The sequence below is a fragment of the Granulicella sp. L60 genome (genome assembly GCF_009765825.1).
In the GTDB taxonomy this organism is placed as follows: domain Bacteria; phylum Acidobacteriota; class Terriglobia; order Terriglobales; family Acidobacteriaceae; genus Edaphobacter.
This window is the reverse complement of the sequence record NZ_LMUR01000003.1, coordinates 321,375-340,618: the sequence shown is the minus strand read 5'-3', so window position 1 is coordinate 340,618 and position 19,244 is coordinate 321,375. Positions and strand designations below refer to the sequence as shown.

General features: G+C 54.5%; 19 protein-coding genes. 8 read left to right on the top strand and 11 right to left on the bottom strand.

Annotation, left to right across the window (positions count from 1 at the left end):
* Positions 1-102 precede the first annotated feature (102 nt).
* From GSQ82_RS02250 to GSQ82_RS02235, 4 genes are all read left to right on the top strand, one after another.
* The gene (locus GSQ82_RS02250; RefSeq protein WP_158790367.1) at positions 103-1,905 is read left to right on the top strand and encodes a hypothetical protein; all 1,803 of its coding nucleotides are present in this window, start codon (positions 103-105) and stop codon (positions 1,903-1,905) included.
* 36 nt (positions 1,906-1,941) lie between these two features.
* Positions 1,942-2,151, top strand: a complete 210-nt coding sequence (locus GSQ82_RS02245) for a hypothetical protein (protein WP_158790366.1) — start codon at positions 1,942-1,944, stop codon at positions 2,149-2,151.
* 180 nt (positions 2,152-2,331) lie between these two features.
* Complete coding sequence (locus GSQ82_RS02240; protein WP_254061370.1) at positions 2,332-3,129, top strand: EAL domain-containing protein; 798 nt, start codon at positions 2,332-2,334, stop codon at positions 3,127-3,129.
* A gap of 815 nt (positions 3,130-3,944) precedes the next feature.
* Complete coding sequence (locus GSQ82_RS02235) at positions 3,945-4,196, top strand: hypothetical protein (RefSeq protein WP_158790364.1); 252 nt, start codon at positions 3,945-3,947, stop codon at positions 4,194-4,196.
* A gap of 22 nt (positions 4,197-4,218) precedes the next feature.
* On the opposite strand, the gene GSQ82_RS02230 is transcribed toward GSQ82_RS02235, so the two are convergent.
* The 3 genes from GSQ82_RS02230 to GSQ82_RS02220 all read right to left on the bottom strand — a co-directional run bounded on the left by GSQ82_RS02230 (position 4,219) and on the right by GSQ82_RS02220 (position 7,294).
* Entirely contained in the window at positions 4,219-4,446 is a 228-nt protein-coding gene (locus GSQ82_RS02230; RefSeq protein ID WP_158790363.1) for a hypothetical protein, read from the bottom strand.
* 588 nt (positions 4,447-5,034) lie between these two features.
* The gene (locus tag GSQ82_RS02225; RefSeq protein ID WP_158790362.1) at positions 5,035-6,579 is read right to left on the bottom strand and encodes a YdiU family protein; all 1,545 of its coding nucleotides are present in this window, start codon (positions 6,577-6,579) and stop codon (positions 5,035-5,037) included.
* 130 nt (positions 6,580-6,709) lie between these two features.
* Entirely contained in the window at positions 6,710-7,294 is a 585-nt protein-coding gene (locus GSQ82_RS02220) for an HAD family hydrolase (protein ID WP_158790361.1), read from the bottom strand.
* Between the two features lie 183 nt (positions 7,295-7,477).
* Here GSQ82_RS02220 and GSQ82_RS02215 point away from each other — a divergent pair, with 183 nt between their 5' ends.
* Positions 7,478-8,530, top strand: coding sequence for an alpha-amylase family glycosyl hydrolase (locus tag GSQ82_RS02215; RefSeq protein WP_158790360.1), 1,053 nt, complete (start codon positions 7,478-7,480; stop codon positions 8,528-8,530).
* A 301-nt stretch (positions 8,531-8,831) separates the two neighbouring features.
* Positions 8,832-9,710 (top strand): NAD(P)-dependent oxidoreductase, encoded by an 879-nt coding sequence (locus GSQ82_RS02210; RefSeq protein ID WP_158790359.1) that lies wholly within the window; start codon positions 8,832-8,834, stop codon positions 9,708-9,710.
* A gap of 52 nt (positions 9,711-9,762) precedes the next feature.
* On the opposite strand, the gene GSQ82_RS02205 is transcribed toward GSQ82_RS02210, so the two are convergent.
* Together GSQ82_RS02205 and GSQ82_RS02200 are read right to left on the bottom strand one after the other, a co-directional pair.
* On the bottom strand, positions 9,763-10,422 hold the full coding sequence (locus GSQ82_RS02205) for a hypothetical protein (protein WP_158790358.1): 660 nt from the start codon (positions 10,420-10,422) through the stop codon (positions 9,763-9,765).
* A gap of 896 nt (positions 10,423-11,318) precedes the next feature.
* The gene (locus tag GSQ82_RS02200) at positions 11,319-11,945 is read right to left on the bottom strand and encodes a hypothetical protein (protein WP_158790357.1); all 627 of its coding nucleotides are present in this window, start codon (positions 11,943-11,945) and stop codon (positions 11,319-11,321) included.
* A 128-nt stretch (positions 11,946-12,073) separates the two neighbouring features.
* Between GSQ82_RS02200 and GSQ82_RS02195 the strand changes: the two genes are divergently transcribed.
* Positions 12,074-12,682 (top strand): chorismate mutase, encoded by a 609-nt coding sequence (locus tag GSQ82_RS02195; RefSeq protein WP_371417147.1) that lies wholly within the window; start codon positions 12,074-12,076, stop codon positions 12,680-12,682.
* Between the two features lie 209 nt (positions 12,683-12,891).
* Here GSQ82_RS02195 and GSQ82_RS02190 read toward each other — a convergent pair whose 3' ends face one another.
* From GSQ82_RS02190 to GSQ82_RS02165, 6 genes are all read right to left on the bottom strand, one after another.
* Positions 12,892-13,134 (bottom strand): hypothetical protein, encoded by a 243-nt coding sequence (locus tag GSQ82_RS02190; protein WP_158790356.1) that lies wholly within the window; start codon positions 13,132-13,134, stop codon positions 12,892-12,894.
* A gap of 65 nt (positions 13,135-13,199) precedes the next feature.
* The gene (locus tag GSQ82_RS02185; RefSeq protein WP_158790355.1) at positions 13,200-14,186 is read right to left on the bottom strand and encodes a zinc-dependent alcohol dehydrogenase family protein; all 987 of its coding nucleotides are present in this window, start codon (positions 14,184-14,186) and stop codon (positions 13,200-13,202) included.
* Between the two features lie 75 nt (positions 14,187-14,261).
* Positions 14,262-14,894 carry a 3-hexulose-6-phosphate synthase gene (gene hxlA, locus GSQ82_RS02180; RefSeq protein WP_158790354.1) on the bottom strand — a complete coding sequence of 211 codons (633 nt, stop codon included), beginning with the start codon at positions 14,892-14,894 and terminating at the stop codon, positions 14,262-14,264.
* Between the two features lie 70 nt (positions 14,895-14,964).
* On the bottom strand, positions 14,965-15,573 hold the full coding sequence (hxlB, locus tag GSQ82_RS02175) for a 6-phospho-3-hexuloisomerase (RefSeq protein WP_305794659.1): 609 nt from the start codon (positions 15,571-15,573) through the stop codon (positions 14,965-14,967).
* Positions 15,574-15,672: 99 nt separating this feature from the next.
* Entirely contained in the window at positions 15,673-16,626 is a 954-nt protein-coding gene (locus tag GSQ82_RS02170; RefSeq protein WP_158790353.1) for a LysR family transcriptional regulator, read from the bottom strand.
* 95 nt (positions 16,627-16,721) lie between these two features.
* Positions 16,722-17,597 (bottom strand): universal stress protein, encoded by an 876-nt coding sequence (locus tag GSQ82_RS02165; RefSeq protein ID WP_158790352.1) that lies wholly within the window; start codon positions 17,595-17,597, stop codon positions 16,722-16,724.
* A 388-nt stretch (positions 17,598-17,985) separates the two neighbouring features.
* On the opposite strand from GSQ82_RS02165, the gene GSQ82_RS02160 reads away from it, so the two are divergent.
* On the top strand, positions 17,986-19,200 hold the full coding sequence (locus GSQ82_RS02160; protein ID WP_216846986.1) for an MFS transporter: 1,215 nt from the start codon (positions 17,986-17,988) through the stop codon (positions 19,198-19,200).
* Positions 19,201-19,244 lie beyond the last annotated feature (44 nt).

Here is a 19,244-nt window from a genome sequence, read left to right as displayed (position 1 = left end):
CTGCCTCTGAAGACAACCCGATGACTCGCTCAGTCGGCTGATCTGTTCAGCGACCACAGGGAGGTTTTGCGCTTTTCGAACCGAAAGATCAAGGAGAATCGAATGAATGCAGGCAAGAAGATTTTGGTGATGTTGTTGTTGGCGGTGGGTGTTGTTGCGGCTCAAACGCAGAACCTTCCGAAGACCGAAGACCAGAAACGGTTGGAGCAGATGAGCCAGAAGATGGAACAACTCGAACGCGATATGGTTGAGATGAAGGAGCAGTTGCAGCAGGCGAAGGTTGCCGCAGCCACGGCCCAAGCGGCGGCTGAGCAAGCCGCGAAGAGGACGGACGCCGTCCAACAAAGTGCAGGAGCGAACGCGGAGGCCGTCACTACGCTCCAGACTTCCGTAACGGATCTGAAGGCCAGTTCCTCGACCGCCATCCAGAAGGTCCAGGCCGATCAGAAGCAGGCCAAAGCGGACTTCGAACATCCGGACATTCTGCACTACAAGGGTATTACGCTTTCGCCTAATGGTAGCTTCCTGGCTGGCGAAACCGTGGACCGGAACCATGCGACGGGTGGCGATATCGGAACCTCGTTTACCGCGATTCCATTTACCTCCGCGAACCTCGCGCAAACCAGCGAATTCTTTGGCTCAGGCCGACAATCGCGTATTGCATTACTTGCCGAAGGTAAGGGATCGTCCCTCACGTACCGTGGATATTATGAAGCTGACTTCCTCGGCACTGGAACGACGTCCAATAATAATGAAAGCAACAGCTATACCTTGCGTCAGCGCCAGGTGTGGGCGCAACTGGAGACGCAAAGTGGATGGGCGTTTTCCGCTGGCCAGATGTGGTCTCTGGCGACAGAGTACAGAAGCGGGTTGTCCCTACGCTCCGAAGCTCCACCACAGACGATCGATCCGAACTACGTGCCTGGCTTCGTATGGGAACGGCAGTACGGCTTCCGTATTGTGAAGCAGATCAATCCTAGATTTTGGGCTGGCATATCCCTCGAAAATCCGCAGACGTTAACCCCTGTCGTGAACGGAGATACGACGGGTCTGCCCCTCATCCTGTGGGCAAGTCCAGGCGCCAACGGAGGAAACTACAACGCCGCCGCGAATACTTCAAATGGCTCTACGCCGGGGTTGTTGACCACGTACAGCATGAACCCCGTCCCCGACTTCATCGCGAAGATCGTGTATGAACCAACGTGGGGCGGCCACTATGAACTCTTTGGTATCGCACGTTTCTTCAGGTCTCGGTTGTTCCCGAATGCAACCGCCGCGGAGATCAAAGCCGGGACAGCGACAACGGTAGGTGCGTTTAACGATACAGAAGGTAGTGGCGGCCTCGGCGCCAGCGCACGGGTACCTGTCCTGCACAAACGATTCGATCTTGGGTTGAAAGGACTTTGGGGTACGGGTATGGGACGTTATGGAGCATCGACTATCGCGGACGTGACCGTGCGGCCCGACGGAAAGTTCTCCCCGTTACACACCTTCTCCGCCCTTTCAACCCTTGATTGGCACGCTACCTCTCGCTTTGATGTCTACGCAAACTACGGTGGCGACTATGTCGGACGTACCAGCTACACCAACCTCACTACGGGACTGCCATTGGGGTATGCGGTGGGATTGAACAACTCTGGCTGCAATACCGAGCCGCTGCCCACAGGAACCGGCGGCCTTACCAACTACCCGTCCAACCCAAGCAACTGCTCCGGGGTAAATCGTGACATACAGGAGTTCAGCGTGGGCTACTGGTACGATTTCTACCGAGGGAACAGGGGGCGATTCCGCCAGGGAATCCAGTACGGTTACGCGCAACGTAAGACCTGGGCCGACCCCAACGGGCTCGCCCCGCAGGGACTCGACAACATCCTGGAAACATCCTTTCGATACTATGTGCCATAGGCCATATTGGTGCCCTGCTCGGAACGGAGAAGAAGAGTGTTCTTACATGGATTCGTATTTGCGCTCGGCTTCGGAGTGGGCATCGTCAGCTTTATCGTCGTACTTGCAGCGGCCATCGTGATCATCGAGAAGTTCGCGCTGCAGTTCCAAATGCCGAAGACGGCGGATGAGCCAGTGGACATACGTCGCTGGAAACAGGAGGTCACCAGGAAAAGCGTTCAAGATAGTCCTCGCACCGCAAGCTAGACAGTGTTGTACTGGAGACACTCCCGAGCTCTCTCCAAATTTCCATCGATCGTTCCTATTCTCCACGGCGTCCAGACTTGGCGTATCTTGGCGCTACTTTTTGTCATACGCCGATGGAACCTTGTGACACGAGTCCGGGAGATCTCTCAAGTGAGCCGAAGGTTTTCGAGTACCGCATTGATGGACGGAACCCCGACCAGCCGGTCGAGTCGAGTTCGGAGGATTGTTAGAAGTGGATTGACCCCAAGCTTTCAGCCCATTTACGCGGTCGGCGAAAGCTCCCCGTTTGCCGTAGAGGGATTCATCAGGGGCCCTGCGGGGAACGCCCTGGAAGCTCCGATGGAACTTTTTCAGGCTGCACACGAGTCCGGCATGTCTCTTATACTCGACGAAGCGGCCTACACAATTGTCCTCAAATCATTTGCTCGACTTCAATGGCCTGGCAAACTTTTCCTGAACGTCCAGCCGAGTACCTTGCAGAGCTCGGCCTTTGCTCCGCTTCACCTTCAAAACGCCATCAAGACTGCCGGTCTCCATCCGTCCCAAATCATCTTGGAACTCACTGAACACGAGCCTATTCACGATGCAGCTTCTCTCCTCAAAATATGCGATCCGCTATTCGATGAAGGCATCACACTCTCCCTCGATGACGTGGGCGCGGGTTTCGCAAGCATGCGCCTCGTTTGCGAACTGCAACCGCACATCATCAAACTAGACCGGTTTTTCATTGCGGGGATAGCGGGCAGTTTCGTAAAGAGAAGCGTCGTCCAAAACTTCGTAAACGTAGCGTCAGACATCGGCGCGAGGGTTGTAGCCGAGGGCGTCGAGCAGGGGGAGGATGCATGGACAGTGATCAAACTTGGAATTGGCCTCATGCAAGGACACCACTTCGGAAGACCTGCAGCGGAACCTGATCTTGCACCTCTTCCTCAAGGATTCTGGGACGCTTTGAGTTCTCCTACAATGCCTCCTCCCTAAACGAAGGTCGCCCTAAGCCGCATCATGGTGCTCGAAACGTATTCCCGCGTCGTCGAGAGGATGTTCCCTCTGACCGTGAATCATCTTCAGGCCCAACTCTCCACTCAAACGGACTTCGAACAAATCACTGCAAGAATCGAAAAGCTGAAGACAAAAACCTGTTCCGCCCCGCACTGATAATCGCTGCTTGATTACACATGAGGGACCTTGTATCGGCATGTCCCTGGCCTCGAATCTAAAGACAATTATCCGGGTCAAACATACGGTTAAGACATCCGCCCGGAGGAGTCTTCTCTTGCCGAGAAACTACGAGCCGACGCGCGAGTGCCCCAAGGCCCTCGCGGGACACGCATTTTGTTAGCAGTATCATCGAATTCCTCCAGTGGCGGCGGTAGTCCGAACGGTATGGCTTCCGTCTCAACGCAGCTGCTACCTCGTTCACGTTAATCCCCGGGAATGCGGCGATGCGACCTATAGCGGCGCTGTAGTCGGCGTAAAATGCTTCGAACGCTTCAGGGGCACAGCAGCGGCGCGTTACATTGGTACCTCGTTTGCCGCGAGTGTCCGCCGTTGCGTGAGTACTTTGTACTCTACCCCTGGCCAAATTTCTGATTGGCCGTGATTGACCTTTGTGCGTAGAGCGTGATTGCTTCCGACATGGCACAGGTCTACCGCGGTGTAGTAAATCGACATAAGCAACGTTGTGTCGGAGCTCAGCTCCAGTCCGAATTGCACATTGGTTTGCGACGCCGAGGTGATTCCAATAGGATCATCGCAAGAAGCTTAAGGTATGGCAGGTCCAGGAGATAATCGCGATGGTGAACCTGACGGTCGGAATGCTCACGATTAGAAGAGGCGCGCAATCTGATACTCATTTTTGTTCGGGAGAGATGGCATTTGCTTTAGAAGACATCGGGGGAGGCATGGGCTACTACGATGGGTTCCAGTCCATGTGTTCCGACTTGAGGCGTAAATTCATCTTTGAACATGATGACTTGAAGGTGGCCCGCATTATCCTGGAGAGCAATTCGGAAGCAGCGTTCAGGCTGGACGCATCGCGCATCTGATCGCCAAGACGGATACCCACGTCTAGACTGCCGAATCCACCCCAAAGCCCCATTCTTCCAGCAGCATTTCCGGAACGTATTTTGAATTCTTGTTGAGACGTGCCCACTCACGAAGACGCGCGGAGGAGATGTACTGTGCCGGAGTAAGGCCAAACTCCTCCACAATCTGCTCAAACGAACTCGGAACGATCACGACCGGCCCCTGCTGGTCTGCTTTGCCCCAATTTGGATTGCCGCGACGCTTTGCCATCCGATGAGTACCCCTTAGCTTAGATGGAGATCCGCCTATTTAGTTCCACGTAAGTAGAATTTGGAACAGGCCCTCGTATACGGTTGCTGAACACAAGCGGATCCTGTTGTGACAGAATCCGGATTCCAGTTATGACGGCAGTAAGGTACGTAACTATATTCGCATGTGTTTCATAACCAAGAAGTTAATTTCACGCGGCGAAGGCACGGTGTCCCTCCCGTCACGGCATACCAACTCAGGTATCAAGCGTGTTCCGTTCATCGCCCAGCAGGCGCAAGGGGGCCTCATATGATCACCGAATGGTAATAAATTCACATAGATGCGGTATTCTGGCAGGATTCAACAGAACCCCCGTCAAGGGTACTCGGAGGATTCGAGATGGTGAATGCTAATGGTGGCCAGAGGCGGGATCGAACCGTCGATGCAGGCCTTTTCAGCGTTGGTGTCCTGTTAGAGGCAATTCCATGTGCGCGTTCAAAGAGCGGTTGATTTCAATCGCACGAATTAGCAGCTTGTCGCTAGGCAAAGAAAAGCTCTCGGCTAGTGACAAATCGCCTTCTTACTCAATGAGTGCTCAAATACCGCAGCCTACGTACCGCAGAAAGTCTGACTGACGCATTCCTCGGGACGGGCTGGCGTGGCGTACCGTTCCAGGTTCGCCCTGTCCTCATATGGGCGTGTTACAACGTCCAGCAATTCCTCGAACGGCTGGAGGTCCTGCCGCTCGACGGCGGCATCGAGCGCCGCCTGCACCAGATGGTTGCGCGGAATGAATGCCGGATTTGCCATCCGCATGGCTGCAGCGCGCTCCTGTGCTGAGGCTGGCTCTGCTTCCAGGCGACGGCGCCATCCGGTAGCCCACGAATCATATACGCCCGGGTCAGCAAACAGAGCACGCACTTCCTTATCGCGTTCCGGTACGGCCGCGGCATCGCACAACCGACGGAAGGTCAGTGTGAAGTCGGCTCGATTGGCGGCCATGATCTGCAGCAGGTCCTGAGCAAGTGCCCCATCGCCCTCCCGCTCGGTAAAGAGTCCGAGCTTGCGGCGCATTCCTGCGCCATAAGCGGCCTCGAACTGCGGATCGAAAGCGGCGAGCGCCTCTTTTGCTGAAATGAGCGTTGCCTCTTCGCTTCCCTTCACCTGTTCCAGAACGGGCAGCAGCGCCTCGGCGAGACGCGCGAGGTTCCAGAGCGCGGCACGGGACTGATTTCCATAGGCATAACGTCCCTGATGGTCGATGGAACTGAACACCGCGGCCGGATCGTACACCTCCAAGAAGGCGCAGGGACCGTAATCGATGGTTTCGCCCGAGATGGAGGTATTGTCGGTATTCATCACGCCATGGACGAAGCCGAGAAGCATCCATTCTGCGATGAGGTGAGCTTGACGGGCGATCACGCCATCCAGTAGCGCTCGATATGGCTGCTTTGCCTGCGCAGTATCAGGGTAGTGCCGGGCGATCGCATAATCGGCCAGTGTGCGCGTCCCTTCTATATCGCCCTGGGCTGCGAAGTACTGGAAAGTGCCCACGCGGAGGTGGCTCGCCGCTACACGGGTGAGCACAGCTCCGGGCAATATTCTTTCGCGCAGCACTCGTTCTCCCGTGGTCACCGCCGCCAGGGCTCTTGTCGTCGGCACACCAAGTGCCGCCATGGCTTCGCTCACGATGTACTCGCGCAAGACCGGACCGAGCGCGGCTCTGCCGTCACCGCGCCTTGAAAAAGGCGTCGGGCCGGAGCCCTTGAGCTGGATGTCGTAGCGTACTTCGTCCTGCCCAATCACCTCTCCAAGCAGATTGGCGCGGCCATCCCCAAGTTGAGGCACAAAATGTCCGAACTGGTGCCCGGCATAGGCCATCGCCAAAGGTTCAGCCCCCTCAGCCAGGCGGTTTCCCGCCAGGATCTCGACGCCTTCCGCGCTCGCTAGAGCGTCCGGATCCAGTCCTAGGCTCCGAGACAGTTCCACATTTAGCTTTACTAGACGGGGAGCTGCTACCGGCGTCGGGGCCAGCCGTGAGAAGAAGCGGTCCGGGAGTCGCGCATAGGTATTTTCGAAGTTGAATTGCACAGAGGGGCTTACGGGGACGGAGTTTGTGGGCGATGCGATCACGGGAGCATCTGATGAACTCATGACCTATTTGATGTGGGCATTTTGTTTTCGATCCGCCTGAGGTCCAGCCAGCCGATTCATTTACCGAGACCTATACCAGCCCCAAGACAGTCCAGTTCGAACGCTGGATTGGAATCCCCTATTGATTTAACTATGCAAGTGCCAGCGGTATAGCCTCTTCCCAGCGTCCCTGCGCCTTCAAGATAAGTTCTATTACTTCGCGCGCGGCGCCACGTCCCGCCAGTCGGTGTGTAGTGAAGTGACAGATCGCCTTCAATTCGGGTGCGCCGTCGGCCACGCACACGGCTAAACCAGCTCTTTGCGCCAAGGGAATGTCTGGCAGATCGTCACCCATATAAGCGACTTGTTCTTCGGTAACTCCAGCCTTTAGCATGCACTGCTCGAAAGCTTCGGTCTTCTTCGCCTGACCCAGATATACGAAGTCGACCTTGAGCTCTTCGGCGCGTCTGGCCACGGCCGGTGAAGAGCGACCGGTAATAAAGCCGGTCTGGATTCCCGTCGTGTGGGCGAGCGAGAGTCCTTGTCCATCTTGCGCGTTGAATACTTTCATTTCGGTGACGATCGAATCCCCGGAGCCGTCGGCAGCGGTCGTCGAGATGAGACATACGCCACCGTCGGTCAACGTGCCGTCCACGTCCATCAGGAACAGTTTGATCTTTCGGGCACGGGCCAAAACATCGGGCGAAGCGAGAGAGGCAAGGGTGATGTCGGACATGGAACGATTCTAATGCAGCGATGTCGCTCGTTATTCACTTTGCTCTTTGTCAGTCGCCGTCTCTCCGATACCGCGAGTCATCAAAGATCGGCATCAACAGGATGGCAATAAACAGCAGTCTTTCCATTGCGATGCGCCCTTAGATGAGCATCGCCTGCTCTACCCAAGAATGCAATCCGGACGTTGTGGATCAATCTTGTTCATGCTTACCAGTACCTGATGGCCAAGTACGACATCGACGGGTATCGCATCGACACCGTGAAATATGCACGCGCCGACATGATCGAGACTTTTGGGAACGCCATGCGTGAATTCGCGCAAAGCGCAGGCAAACGTAACTTCTTCACGTTCGGTGAGGTTTACGATTCCCAGGCCATGATCGACAGGTTCGTCGGGCGCAACGCGCCCAGTGATCAGGGTTTCGGCATGGACTCCGAGCTGGATTTTCCGCTGTTCTTTCTGCTCCCTTCAGTCATCAAGGCGCTCGGCCCCAATCCTCCCGGCGTAGAAACCATCGCGGCACTTTTCAACAATCGCAACATTGCCGAGGAAGGCCAAATCTCCTCTCACGGCGAGGCAGGTAAATACTTCGTAAGCTTCATCGATAACCATGACCAGAATTCGCGCTTCAACGCGCCGGGCACACCGCCCGGGCAGGTCACGATGGCCTTGGCCCTGCTTTTTTCCCTTCAGGGAATTCCCTGCGTTTACTACGGTACGGAACAAGGCCTGCAAGGCACCATCGACGGTCTCGATGCCTGCGAATCCGTTCGAGAAGCAATTTGGGGCAACACCCCAAACCCGTTCGACCAAACCTCCAGCTTCTATACATCCCTAAAGGCCATCGCTAAATTGCGCAAAGCCGATCCAGCGTTGCGCTATGGGCGCCTTTATTTCCGAGAAGTTTCGGGTAACGGACACGATTTCGGGCAATCGACGGGCTCGGGTGGCCTCATCGCATTCTCGCGGATTCTCTCGAACCGTGAAGTGATCGTCGTCGCAAACACCAGTGGCTCGAATAGGTTTGCCGGCGCGATCCTTTGTGACGTCGATCTCAATCGGGCTGGCAAGACATTCAATGTCGCCTACAGCAATTGCGGCACGGTCGCCACAAGCAAGACTTCAGTTGCAGCGGGAACGATCTATGCCGGAGGCTCGTCCTCGTCCATGCCGCAGATAGCTTCGCTACCAATCGTACTTGCGCCATCGGAAGTACAAATTTTAACGCCGGCTTAGCTGCTAAAGATTTGCGTCAGCAAGAAGTCTAAGCGTAATCGGATCGCTTACGACAAGCGCAAGTTCGGTCGCCGGACTTCTCGATCAAAAAGCATAGGAAAATCATCGTCATGACTGCGTGGCCGCATCTACTTGTCTCGCTATAGCGCAGCCCCCCGGGCGCAAGAATCTGACTCGGTCAGGATCCACCATCCACGGACACGTCTTCGATTCCCGAAACCGTTCTACGCGGCTGAGACATCCAATGCTTGATGGGTGTTTTCTCGCTTGATACGTTTGTTTATACCTAAGGAGCTACACGATGCATATTGCGTTTCTTGGACTGGGCAAGATGGGCGCGGCTATTGCCCGTCATCTGATCGAAGCGAATCATGAGTTGACGGTCTGGAACCGCACGCCGGAGCGCGCTCAGTCATTACTCGGCGCCAGAATCGCCAATTCTCCTGCGGACGCCGTTGCCGATGCTGAGGTCGTATTTACCATGGTTATCGACGATGCCGCATTGCGGGACCTTCTCTTTGACCAGGGAGTCTTACAGGCCATACCTAAAGGTGCCATCCACGTCGCACTGAGCAGCATTAGCGTGGCACTCTCCGACGAGCTTACCGCCGAGCACCACGCAAGAAATCAGAAATATCTGGGCTCGCCGGTCTTTGGACGCCCGAATATTGCTGAAGACGGCAAGCTGTGGGTCGCCGTTGCCGGGGAATCACACGCAGTGGAAACAGTGAAGCCTCTACTGGAATCTTTTAGCCGTGGAATTACTGTGGTCTCCTCAAAGCCCTCAAGCGCTCACGCTCTCAAGCTAGGTGGAAATTTCCTGATCACTTCGATGATTGCCGCGCTCTCCGAAAGCATGATCTATGCCGAGGCTAATGGCATTGAACCGGAGCTCTTCGCTGAAACTGCAAACAACGCATTGTTCCGCTCGCCGTTCTATGAAAGCTATATCAAACTGATGGTTCATCCACCCGAACAGCCAGGCGGCACCATTGCTTTGGGAGATAAGGACACCCGGCTCTATCTGGAAGCAGCAGAAAGTGCAAAGGTGCAGACACCTCTGGGCGATCTCTACCGCGCGAATTTTGAAAGAGCGATCAGCGCCGGCCTCAAAGACGCAGACTGGGCCGCGGGCTACTATGAGTTGGCCAAAACCACCAATCGTGCCAATACTCATTGAAACTAGTTCCCGCTTTTCCATGACCTCGTGGCCAAAGAATTAGGTCACGAGGCTAATCGCAGGATGCAATAAGAAGTGTCAGCGAGTCCTTCAGAAACGACTGTATAGGGGCACGGCTTGCGTGAGTCACATAAAGCACTCCAGCGATGGTGATTGCTGAAATGGTTTGAGTGTCGGGAGTTCCCCCACTGATGTGGGAGGGATAAAGTGCAGCCAGCTTCAACGATCCGAAGTCGGTACGATACTCTCCGGCGCCATAATTGCTGACCATAAGATGATGATTGAAGAAGCCCCGAAGATCGACTGTGGCTGGGTCATACGGGTCCGGTTCTTGACTGACGACCTCACGAACGGCAAGCGTACCTCCACGAGCCGCCTCAATAGTCCGAGAACCAGGCATTGCGCCGCTGACCAGTCTCGCGAAATCCCAAAACTGCGGATTGTCGGAGGGCATCGCTATTGTTGGATGTATCGTCGTCAACACGCCAGCTGCCGAACCCAGCTTAAGGAGAGGACGAAGATCGATAGGTGACAGACAAGCGACGGGCTCGGTTCTCCACGGGGCAAAGGAGGCCTTCCCGGCACTGATAAACGCAGCAACCAGCGCCCCATGAACAGTGGTCTTTTCCTGCCGCGCACGAAGAATCACTTTGGCGAGTGTGTCGGCTTCCAACTGTTGGCTCGATACAACCGGGAACGGAAAACCGAGCACAGGGCACTCCGTAGCCGCGTTCTTTCCGAGAAAGGAGGAATACGGTGGAGGCTCGGGCAGCCCCAAGAGTTCACCTGTTGTAGGGAGAATTGGTACTACCGTCCCAAGCGGCTCACCAGCTGCAGCCGAAATCAGATCCTGCACCATATTAACGAGAGTCAAGCCGTCGCACGCTGCGTGGTGACCAACAAACACGATCAGCGACCGTTCCGGACCGTGAAATAGTACGACCCGCGCTAAGGCCGCCTCGCCTCGATCAAATGAGATGGCCAATTCCCCCGCCATCAGCTGATCGATACTCAGATCTTCGCGATAAGGTTCCACTCTAAAGGGGATCGATCCAAGGAGAGAAGGCACGAAGTGAGGCCTAACTCCAGGCGTCTTCGAGATCCTTGCCGCCAGAATAGGATATCTCTGGCGGAGCTTCTTTAGCGCTTTTTTCCAATCCTCTGGAATTGAAGGACCAACTACTTCTGCGACCACCAGCGCGAGGCGGCTCTTCGTCGGCTCTGTGGCCCAGAAGAACTCTTGTATCCCCTCAAGAGTTCCTAGATTCCCAGGTATAGCCCCCGAATGTGATTCGGAGAGATTAGAGAGAGAAGCTAGCGACATTTCGTTCCTCGGCTTTCAAATATCTATTCATCAAGACTTCCCCTTGGACTCAACGATGTTCTCTGGGGTTAGCCAGAGAACATCGTTCCCATCGCGCAGACATTGCCCCTAAATCATGCGGAGGCTGTCGGGAGGAAGCTGTCAACGCACCAGGTTGGCACTGCGGATGTATACACATCCTAGCAGGTACTTTTCTATGAAAAATGTGTGGCAGCTCTGATATTGGCGATCTCAACCTCTTCGTCGAACCCGCTGAGCCCGCATGTATATCCTGAGCGAAGCATTCATCGTGTGTGTACCCGTGGATCGAGTTCGGGAGGCAAGCTTCGGAATTTTGGAACGGCTTCCCAACTGGCGCTTTGAATCCACCAACGACTACCGTCATAAAGCATCACGCAGACATTGACGCTTTGTTGTATTGGTGGCCCTTGCAAACTCGATCTGTCGTCATGGCTGTAGAACGCTACGGCAATATGGTCGAACCGTTCTAAATGCTTTACGAGAATTTCCTCATACCAAGGGACCTTTTCGCGTTCCGCAGCTCCTGATGAAATCAGTTCTTCAACGGTAGAACTTGTGATTCGCGTTACGCCATTGACGTCCGTCCTTGTGGATCCCAGACGAGCCGAGGGCAAGAACAGGGATCGAAAGCGATCCCAATCGACCGGACCTTGAGGACCAGACACCGAATCATGAAGCGCGGCGAGCAGCGCTTCCGGCGAGGCTACATCAGCTGGCCGTGCTAATGGAGTGGAAGAAGCCAAATCGGAGGCAGCATAGACTGTTCCGCCGTCTTCCTGCGGCTTAACGCTGGGTGTCTTCTTTCCCTGAGCGCTGATTACACCCGCGAAAGAAACAGTAAAACTTATGAGCAATACATTTGTTCGAAGAATTGTTTGATTAATGTTCACTAGTCAGTGGCCTCTCAACGAAAGATGGGATCACAGGATGCGCTGCCCGGCAAACTCGCGGTTCCGAATTTGGTCAATGAATCATCCGCTGATATCATCAGGGTGTGTATACATCCTACAGAAACAATATGATTCCCAGTGCAAGACGGATTTCTTGGGCGAATGGATTGATGGCAGCAGTTTTCGTGACTATGACGACGGGATCGGTATCTGCACAAACTCCCCCCAGTCGGCTCGACCCTCTAGTTAGGGCCTCAGCCCGTAGGTTAGCTATCGCGGAGCAGGTTGCACTCTCCAAGTGGGACAGCGGTGCCGCTGTGGAAGATGAAACCCGTGAGGCCCAGGTAATCGTTGGCGCGATTAGAGCCGGAGACGCGAAAGGCATTGATTCAGTGTCGATGACGAGATTTTTCAAAGCCCAAATAGAAGCAAACAAGGTCGTTCAATACTCTCTGCTAGCCGATTGGAGGAGAGATGGTGGCGCTCCGGCCCACACTCCGATTGACTTGGCCAAGACGATACGGCCCGAACTGGATCAGTTGCAGGCAGAACTCATCGCAGAGCTGGCTTCAACGAAAGATATAAGATCGGGGGCGAATTGCCGAGTTGAAATGGCTACTGCGATCGGCAATTATCTTCAAGCTCACCATAAAGGCGCATCGAAACTCAACGAGATTGCCTTGGATCGGGCGCTGAGCGAAAGCTGTATCCATCCAACATCAGGGTCGACTCCATAGTTAAGGTTCCAGGGGAGCGATAGCTTGTTGCGCACAGGCTTCGCTCCTTTATCGGACGTGCCGGCAAGCCAATCGACGCGGCGCTGCCCAAGCGAATTGCGGCCTCACTTAAGAGATGTACTTAGAAACTGCATAGATAGTGGCTTCGAATACCTCTGACCACTTCTCGCTGATCGCTCCATCAACCTTGAGACGGCAGATCCCGGTTGTCATCCATGTTCCTCAATCGTGGGCGAATAGATACTAAGCTCGAACATCGTCATTTTCTTTTGAGAGCTCTCAGGAGAAGTCCGCTCGAACTCCCTTTGTAAATCGTTCTTAAGGTCGCTGACGAGGCGACGAATCTCGTTCTCTGTAGCCGGCGTGCGCGGGGTCACTTCGAGTAAGCGAAGAGCCAGGACACCCCTGCTCTTAATCATCTGTAAATTTACCAGCGCTTCTTCACGCGTCATCCAACACTCCGAATTGATTCTTCGATTATATCGAAGGAGGGATGCTGTGCAATCGTGCCGGACTCTCAGCTGAGGTCAATAACTATTTTCCCCGTCGCTTTACCTGATTGCAGTCGGCGATGTGCGTCGGGAGCAGTGCTGAGAGTAAACCTCTCTGCGTCCAGCAGCGGTCGTAATTTTCCATCGTCGACAAGTCTCGCTACATCTCTCAAAATCTTTCCGTGCCCTTCCCTGCCGCGATCTTCAATTAGAGGCAACATCATGAAAATAACGTGGAAGGAGAGCCCCTTCGAGTGCGCCTCGCTCAGATCCAATGTCGTGCGACCGTTGGTGGTCGATACACGGCCATTCGAGCCAGCAGCAGTCAGAGACAGTTCGAGGTTCTTTCCCCCAATCGTATCGAAGACTACGTCAAACCCGCGGCCCGCCGTAAGACGATCGACATATTGCTCCACCGTTTCTTCGTGATAGTTGATGACCTCGTCCGCGCCTAATCTTCTGGCGGTTTCGGAATCGCCGTTTGAGGCAACTGTCGTCGCTATTCGAGCTCCGATTACCCTTACGAGTTGTAGCGCGACATGGCCGACCCCACCTGTAGCACCATGCACCAACACATGATCAGAAGCTGATGTCTTTGCGCGCTCGAGGCCCTGCCACGCAGTAATCGACACCAAAGGGAGAGCGGCAGTTTCAAGCATGGACAATGTCTTTGGTTTCGGAGCCATCAGCCTAGCATCAGCTACGATGTATTCGGCCAGTGTCCCGCCAAAGCCTCTGATTCCTCCAGCGCAACCGTACACTTCATCGCCAGGTGCGAACCCAATCACACCGGCGCCAACCGCTTCGACGGTGCCCGCGATATCGGAACCGAGGATGCCCGGTAAATCCGGTGCTACGGAGATGCCACCCTCTCGAATCTTGATGTCAAGAGAGTTCACGGACGTCGCTGCGAGACGGATCAAGAGCGTTCCATCTTGCACTACAGGCTTCGGGACATCAGCTAGTTGAAAATTCTCGGTGCCTCCGAACGCGGTTAGTAACTGAGCCTTCATCTTATATTCTCCGTTGTTATTACAGATGGTCCAACGTGACGGCACAGCCAAACCGCGCTCGGATGAGCCGCCAAATTATCCTAACTGCTTGATCTTCTCACGAAGTGCTTTGGCGGCAGCTCCAGGATCTTTCGCGCCATAGATCGCCGCGCCTGCGACTGCAATGGTCGCGCCTGCCGACTCAACTCCTGCAATTCGATCAATGTTTATACCGCCCGCGACTGAAAACGGCATACCTGCGCTGCGACCCACTTCGAGTAGGTTTTCAAAAGAGTATCTCGCCTGAGCCTGCTCATCCAGGCCCCCATGCAACTCAACCCAAGTGACACCGAGACCCTTCAGCTCACGAAGTCTCGCTGCCTTATCGGATACACCAATCATGTCAGCTACAACAGCCTTACCGTGCATTTTTCCGGCCTTTACAGCGCCTGCAATCGTGCTGTCTGCCGCCGAGGCTAATACAGTCATGATGTCTGCTCCGGCCTTAAAAGCGAGGTCTGCCTCAAGCTCTCCCGTGTCCATGGTCTTCATATCTGCAAATACCAGCTTGCCAGGATGGGCTGCCTTGACGTTGGTCACAACACTTAGCCCCTGCTGTTTGATGAGTGGAGTCCCAAGTTCGATGACATCTACATGTTGAGCGACCTTGTTGAGCAACGTAAGAGCGTCCGCGGTGGAAAGTAGATCAATTGCAACTTGCAGTTTCATTATGTACTCCGTTTCTTCTGATTTTGAAAAATGAGCCATCAAAATAACGACGGTCGAAAATTCCGCCCCGTTAATCTAACGACAGGAAAGAATGCCTGGGCTGCATACTTCTTATTCCAGATTTGCATGACGCTTCCACAACTCTTCCGCGTTCGCGCCACATCACCTGAAACATTGCGTCCATTAGAAGCAGCACACACTGCTCAAACAGAGCTCCTGCATATTGTTCTGACTTGGTGCGGCCATGGTCCTGCTTAGTTGGTGCCGGGACCACTATTGAGATCTGCGCCAATTCATTCAGTCTCAACGTAGATGTCGTGGTTATCAGCAAGACACTTGCGCCTGCCTGTCGCGCCACCTCTGCAGCATGGACTGCACCTGCCGTCGTCCCCGACCCCGAGGCAACAAGTAATACGTCGCCACAACCAATTGCCGGAGTCGTGACCTCGCCGGCAACATGCACGGTCAAACCGAGATGCATCAGCCGCATGGCGGCCATCTGCAACGCCAAACCGCTCCGCCCAGCTCCCGTTGTGAATATGCGCTTTGCTGCAAGGAGCATCGCTACCGCTCCAGAGACTTGCATGTCGTCCAGGTCTAGAAGAGTGCGTTCTAGCTCTTTTAGTATCAGGACTTGATTCGAAGAATAATTCCTTTGTTCAAGGCAGCCGTGGGACATATCTTCGTTAGAGTCGCACCGGACGCGGTGCCGATCAAACAGGAAATTCTGATCGTTGATAGCTTCTGTCTATCAAGCCGCAGGATGAGCGGAAACGAGCTACGGTTGGAGAAGCGTTGTGCGCCTAGAGCCTCGGGAATACTTAGGCGCATAGTCTTCGAAGGTTGCCAGCATCTCGCGTATTGCCTGGACAAGATCCGGAGTATGGGCTGTCTCCATCAGCGCATGCACCACAGCAGGCAAAGGATCGCGCTTTAGGGTTACAAATCCGACACTGACTTGCTCGTTTGGCCTTGTAATCCCGACCGCCTTCAGCGAGGGCGACTTGGGCAGAACGGAAACGAGGGACTGCGGGAGCACTGTCGCCCAGCGGCCAGTCCCGATGTGTGCCGCCAACACTGCAGCAGAATCGGTATGCAGCACTCGGGGAGCTTTTTTCAATTGTGCCTCCGCTGTACTTGGTACAGCGGACTTCAGAAGACAAAGTGGGAGAGCCGCCACGTCATCCCAGGACACACGTCGACTGTTGTCCACATCCATCCCGGTCAACAGAAATAAGCGTTCTCGATATAGAGAATACGAGTCCAGCCCTTCATTCACAGCCTCGTCGAGGTACATCAGTACCACATCCATCTCGCCCTGCCGCACCAGGCTGCGGAGATGGTCTGGCTCACCCGTATCCGTCGAGATTTGCAAATCAGGAAACTGATCTGCGAACGCCACACTCAACACGGAGGCCAAACCCGCGGTCGCCGGGATCATTCCCAACCGAAATGGCCCTCGCATCCGTGAATCCCGTAGGCCATGTAGTTCTTGTTTCAGGCGCATGCAATCTTCGAGCATCTGCTGAGCCCAGGCGAGAACGCGCTCCCCCTCCAGCGTCAGTCCCTCAAACCTTCGGCCGCGCTTCACGATAAGCACGTCCATATCCTCTTCCAATTGTTTGATTCCTGCTGAGAGCGTCGGCTGAGAAACGCTGCAAGCGGAAGCTGCACGAGCGAAATGTTTCTCTTTATTCAAGGCCAACAAATATTCGAAATTTCTGATGATCAAGTTCTTATCACTCTGACGTTGGATGTTCCAGGAGCTGACTTTGCTTCAAATGAGACTCCCTGCTATCCTCCTCGGCTCGGTGTGAAGACTCGTGCTTATACATGAACCGCGAGAACCGGGCAGGCTCCTAATTGCATCACGCGATAAGTGGTCGAACCGAATACAGCGATATCCAGCGCCCCTCGACCACGCACACCCATCGCTGCGAGGTCAGGTTGTTCTTCTTGAGCATACCGGATAAGTTCTCGGTATGGCTTTCCAATGCGCACGGCGGTCCTAATCTTGCGGAGAGGATCCGCCGGAAGCAGCCCATTAAGTTGATCCATCGCCTTCGCCTTGTTCTCCTCTACTTTGTCCGGACTTGGGCCGTCCTCCAGCACATGGACGAGAATCAGTTCCGCATCATACTCATCGGCCACAGAAATCGCATATCGCAATGCCCCTTCAGAATTCGTTGAGAAGTCTGCACAGAAGAGAATGCGTTTCAAGTGTCGAATACTGTGCAAATCATCACCCAGCGCCATCGTGTCTTGTGGCGGGACAACAATGACCGGGCGGGGCGCGGTTCGCATGACGCGGTCCGTAGTCGACCCCAGCACGAGACGGTCGAAACCTCGCTGCCCATGTGTTCCCATGACGAGCACGTCGGCCTTTTGGGTCTCCGCGAGCGTAAGAATTGAATCCGAAGTTGAACCTCTTTCCACGATAAGCTCGGGATCGAGCTCATTGTGCGTATGGTTCTTCACAAACTCACGAAGCCGTCGAGAACCGACCTCGTGCAGGCCCCTATAGAACTCGTTCAGGTCGTGAGCCGAGGCCGCAAAATCCGCCGAAGAGTATCGCCATTCTTCAATTACATGGACGGCCAGTAGTTTCGCTTGATAGTGCTCCGCCAGCGACAGCGCATGACGATATGTTCTCACTGATATCGACGAGAAATCGATGGGGCAAATGATGACTCTAATTTCCATCAACGTTCCTCTTCGCGATGCTTAAAGCCGATGCCACTGAAGATCCACACCTCAGGTGTAGAACTCCCGTTGCCACTTCATAGAGGATGTACCAAACCTTCTAAGAGAATCCAATAGGCTTTACCAGGGTTTTTGATAGGCCTTACTTATAGGGGCGAAGAACATCTCGCGACGAAGAGCATTTCGGCTTGAATCCCCATAGAACTCCCACAAAACGCGCAATTCTGCATCCGATGCGTGGTAGCCTTATGGGTGTGTATACATCTAGTCGAGATCAAGTCTTCCGGCTGCCTATTTTGCGCCAGCTCGGCATCACATCAATACCTGGATATCTTTGCCCCGTGATCTCCGCACAGGTCGCGAAATGAGCGTCGCGAGGAGGGTCTTAGTGGAGAGGCAAATAAGACCGAGTGCCGCCACGTTAACATATCTGACCTCCGCCCACGTTTGGATGATGGCATTCAGCGCAGGCGCTATCGTAGCTAACGTCTACTACATACAGCCCTTGTTGTCTGCTATTGCGGATGACTTCAACGTCTCGGTCACCACGGTTGGGGCGGTTGCGATGGTGTCTCAATTGGGCACAGCAGTCGCTATGCTGCTCTTTGTGCCTTTAGGGGATACGAAGGAACGCAGGCAGCTAATTGTTCGGCTTTTGGCTGGTGCTGCAATTTGCCTTGTCGGAATGGCGACCGCGAAGAATCTCATGGGACTTGTTGCGGCCAGCCTTGGTGTAGGTTTCTCCGGTGCTATTGTCCACCTGATCGTGCCCTATGCCGCAAATCTTTCACATCCCGAGCGCCGCGGAACGACTGTCGGGACCGTCTTGTCAGGCCTCCTGTTTGGAATCCTATTGGCACGAACACTGAGTGGTCTCGTGGGGGCCTGGTTCGGTTGGCGTGCGATTTACTGGATTGCGGCGGCAATGATGATCTTCGTTGCCACGCTGATTCACAACTGGCTTCCTCGTAGTGAACCGGAACTGAAGCTTTCGTGGTTTTCTTTGATCCGATCAACTGGAAACCTCATACGCACCCAGCCATTGTTGAGAGAATCAACTCTCCTCGGAGCTACATTCTTCTGCGCCTTCAGTGCCTTTTGGACGACTCTGGTATTTTTCTTGCAGACCCCGCCGTATCACTACGGAAGTGGTGTCGCCGGTTTATTTGGACTTGTCGGTGCTGCGGGCGCTATATGCGCCCCACTAATCGGTCGTACGGCAGATAAATATGGAGCCCGTCGGAATATTTTGGTCGCATTGCTGCTGACGCTACTGTCATTCGCCGTCATGTATCTGTGGGGCATCCACTTGGCCGGGTTGGTCGCGGGGGTCATCCTCCTTGATGTAGGCGTGCAGGCAGGGCATATTTCCAATCAAACCCGGATCTACAGCCTCGTTCCGGAAGCCCGGAGTCGGCTGAATATGGTCTACATGATCTGCTACTTCACTGCCGGAGCATTTGGGTCTTACGCTGGCACGGCGCTATGGCAGCGGTTTGGATGGGCGGGGGTCTGTGGTTTTGGTTGTGCCCTTGTTTTGACGGGCTGTGCCATCCATGCCCTCACTGGAAGACAAAAATCTATCCTCCTGATGACGAGATGAGCGCACCAAGATGAAAACAGGTGTGCGGCGAGAATTAATCGACA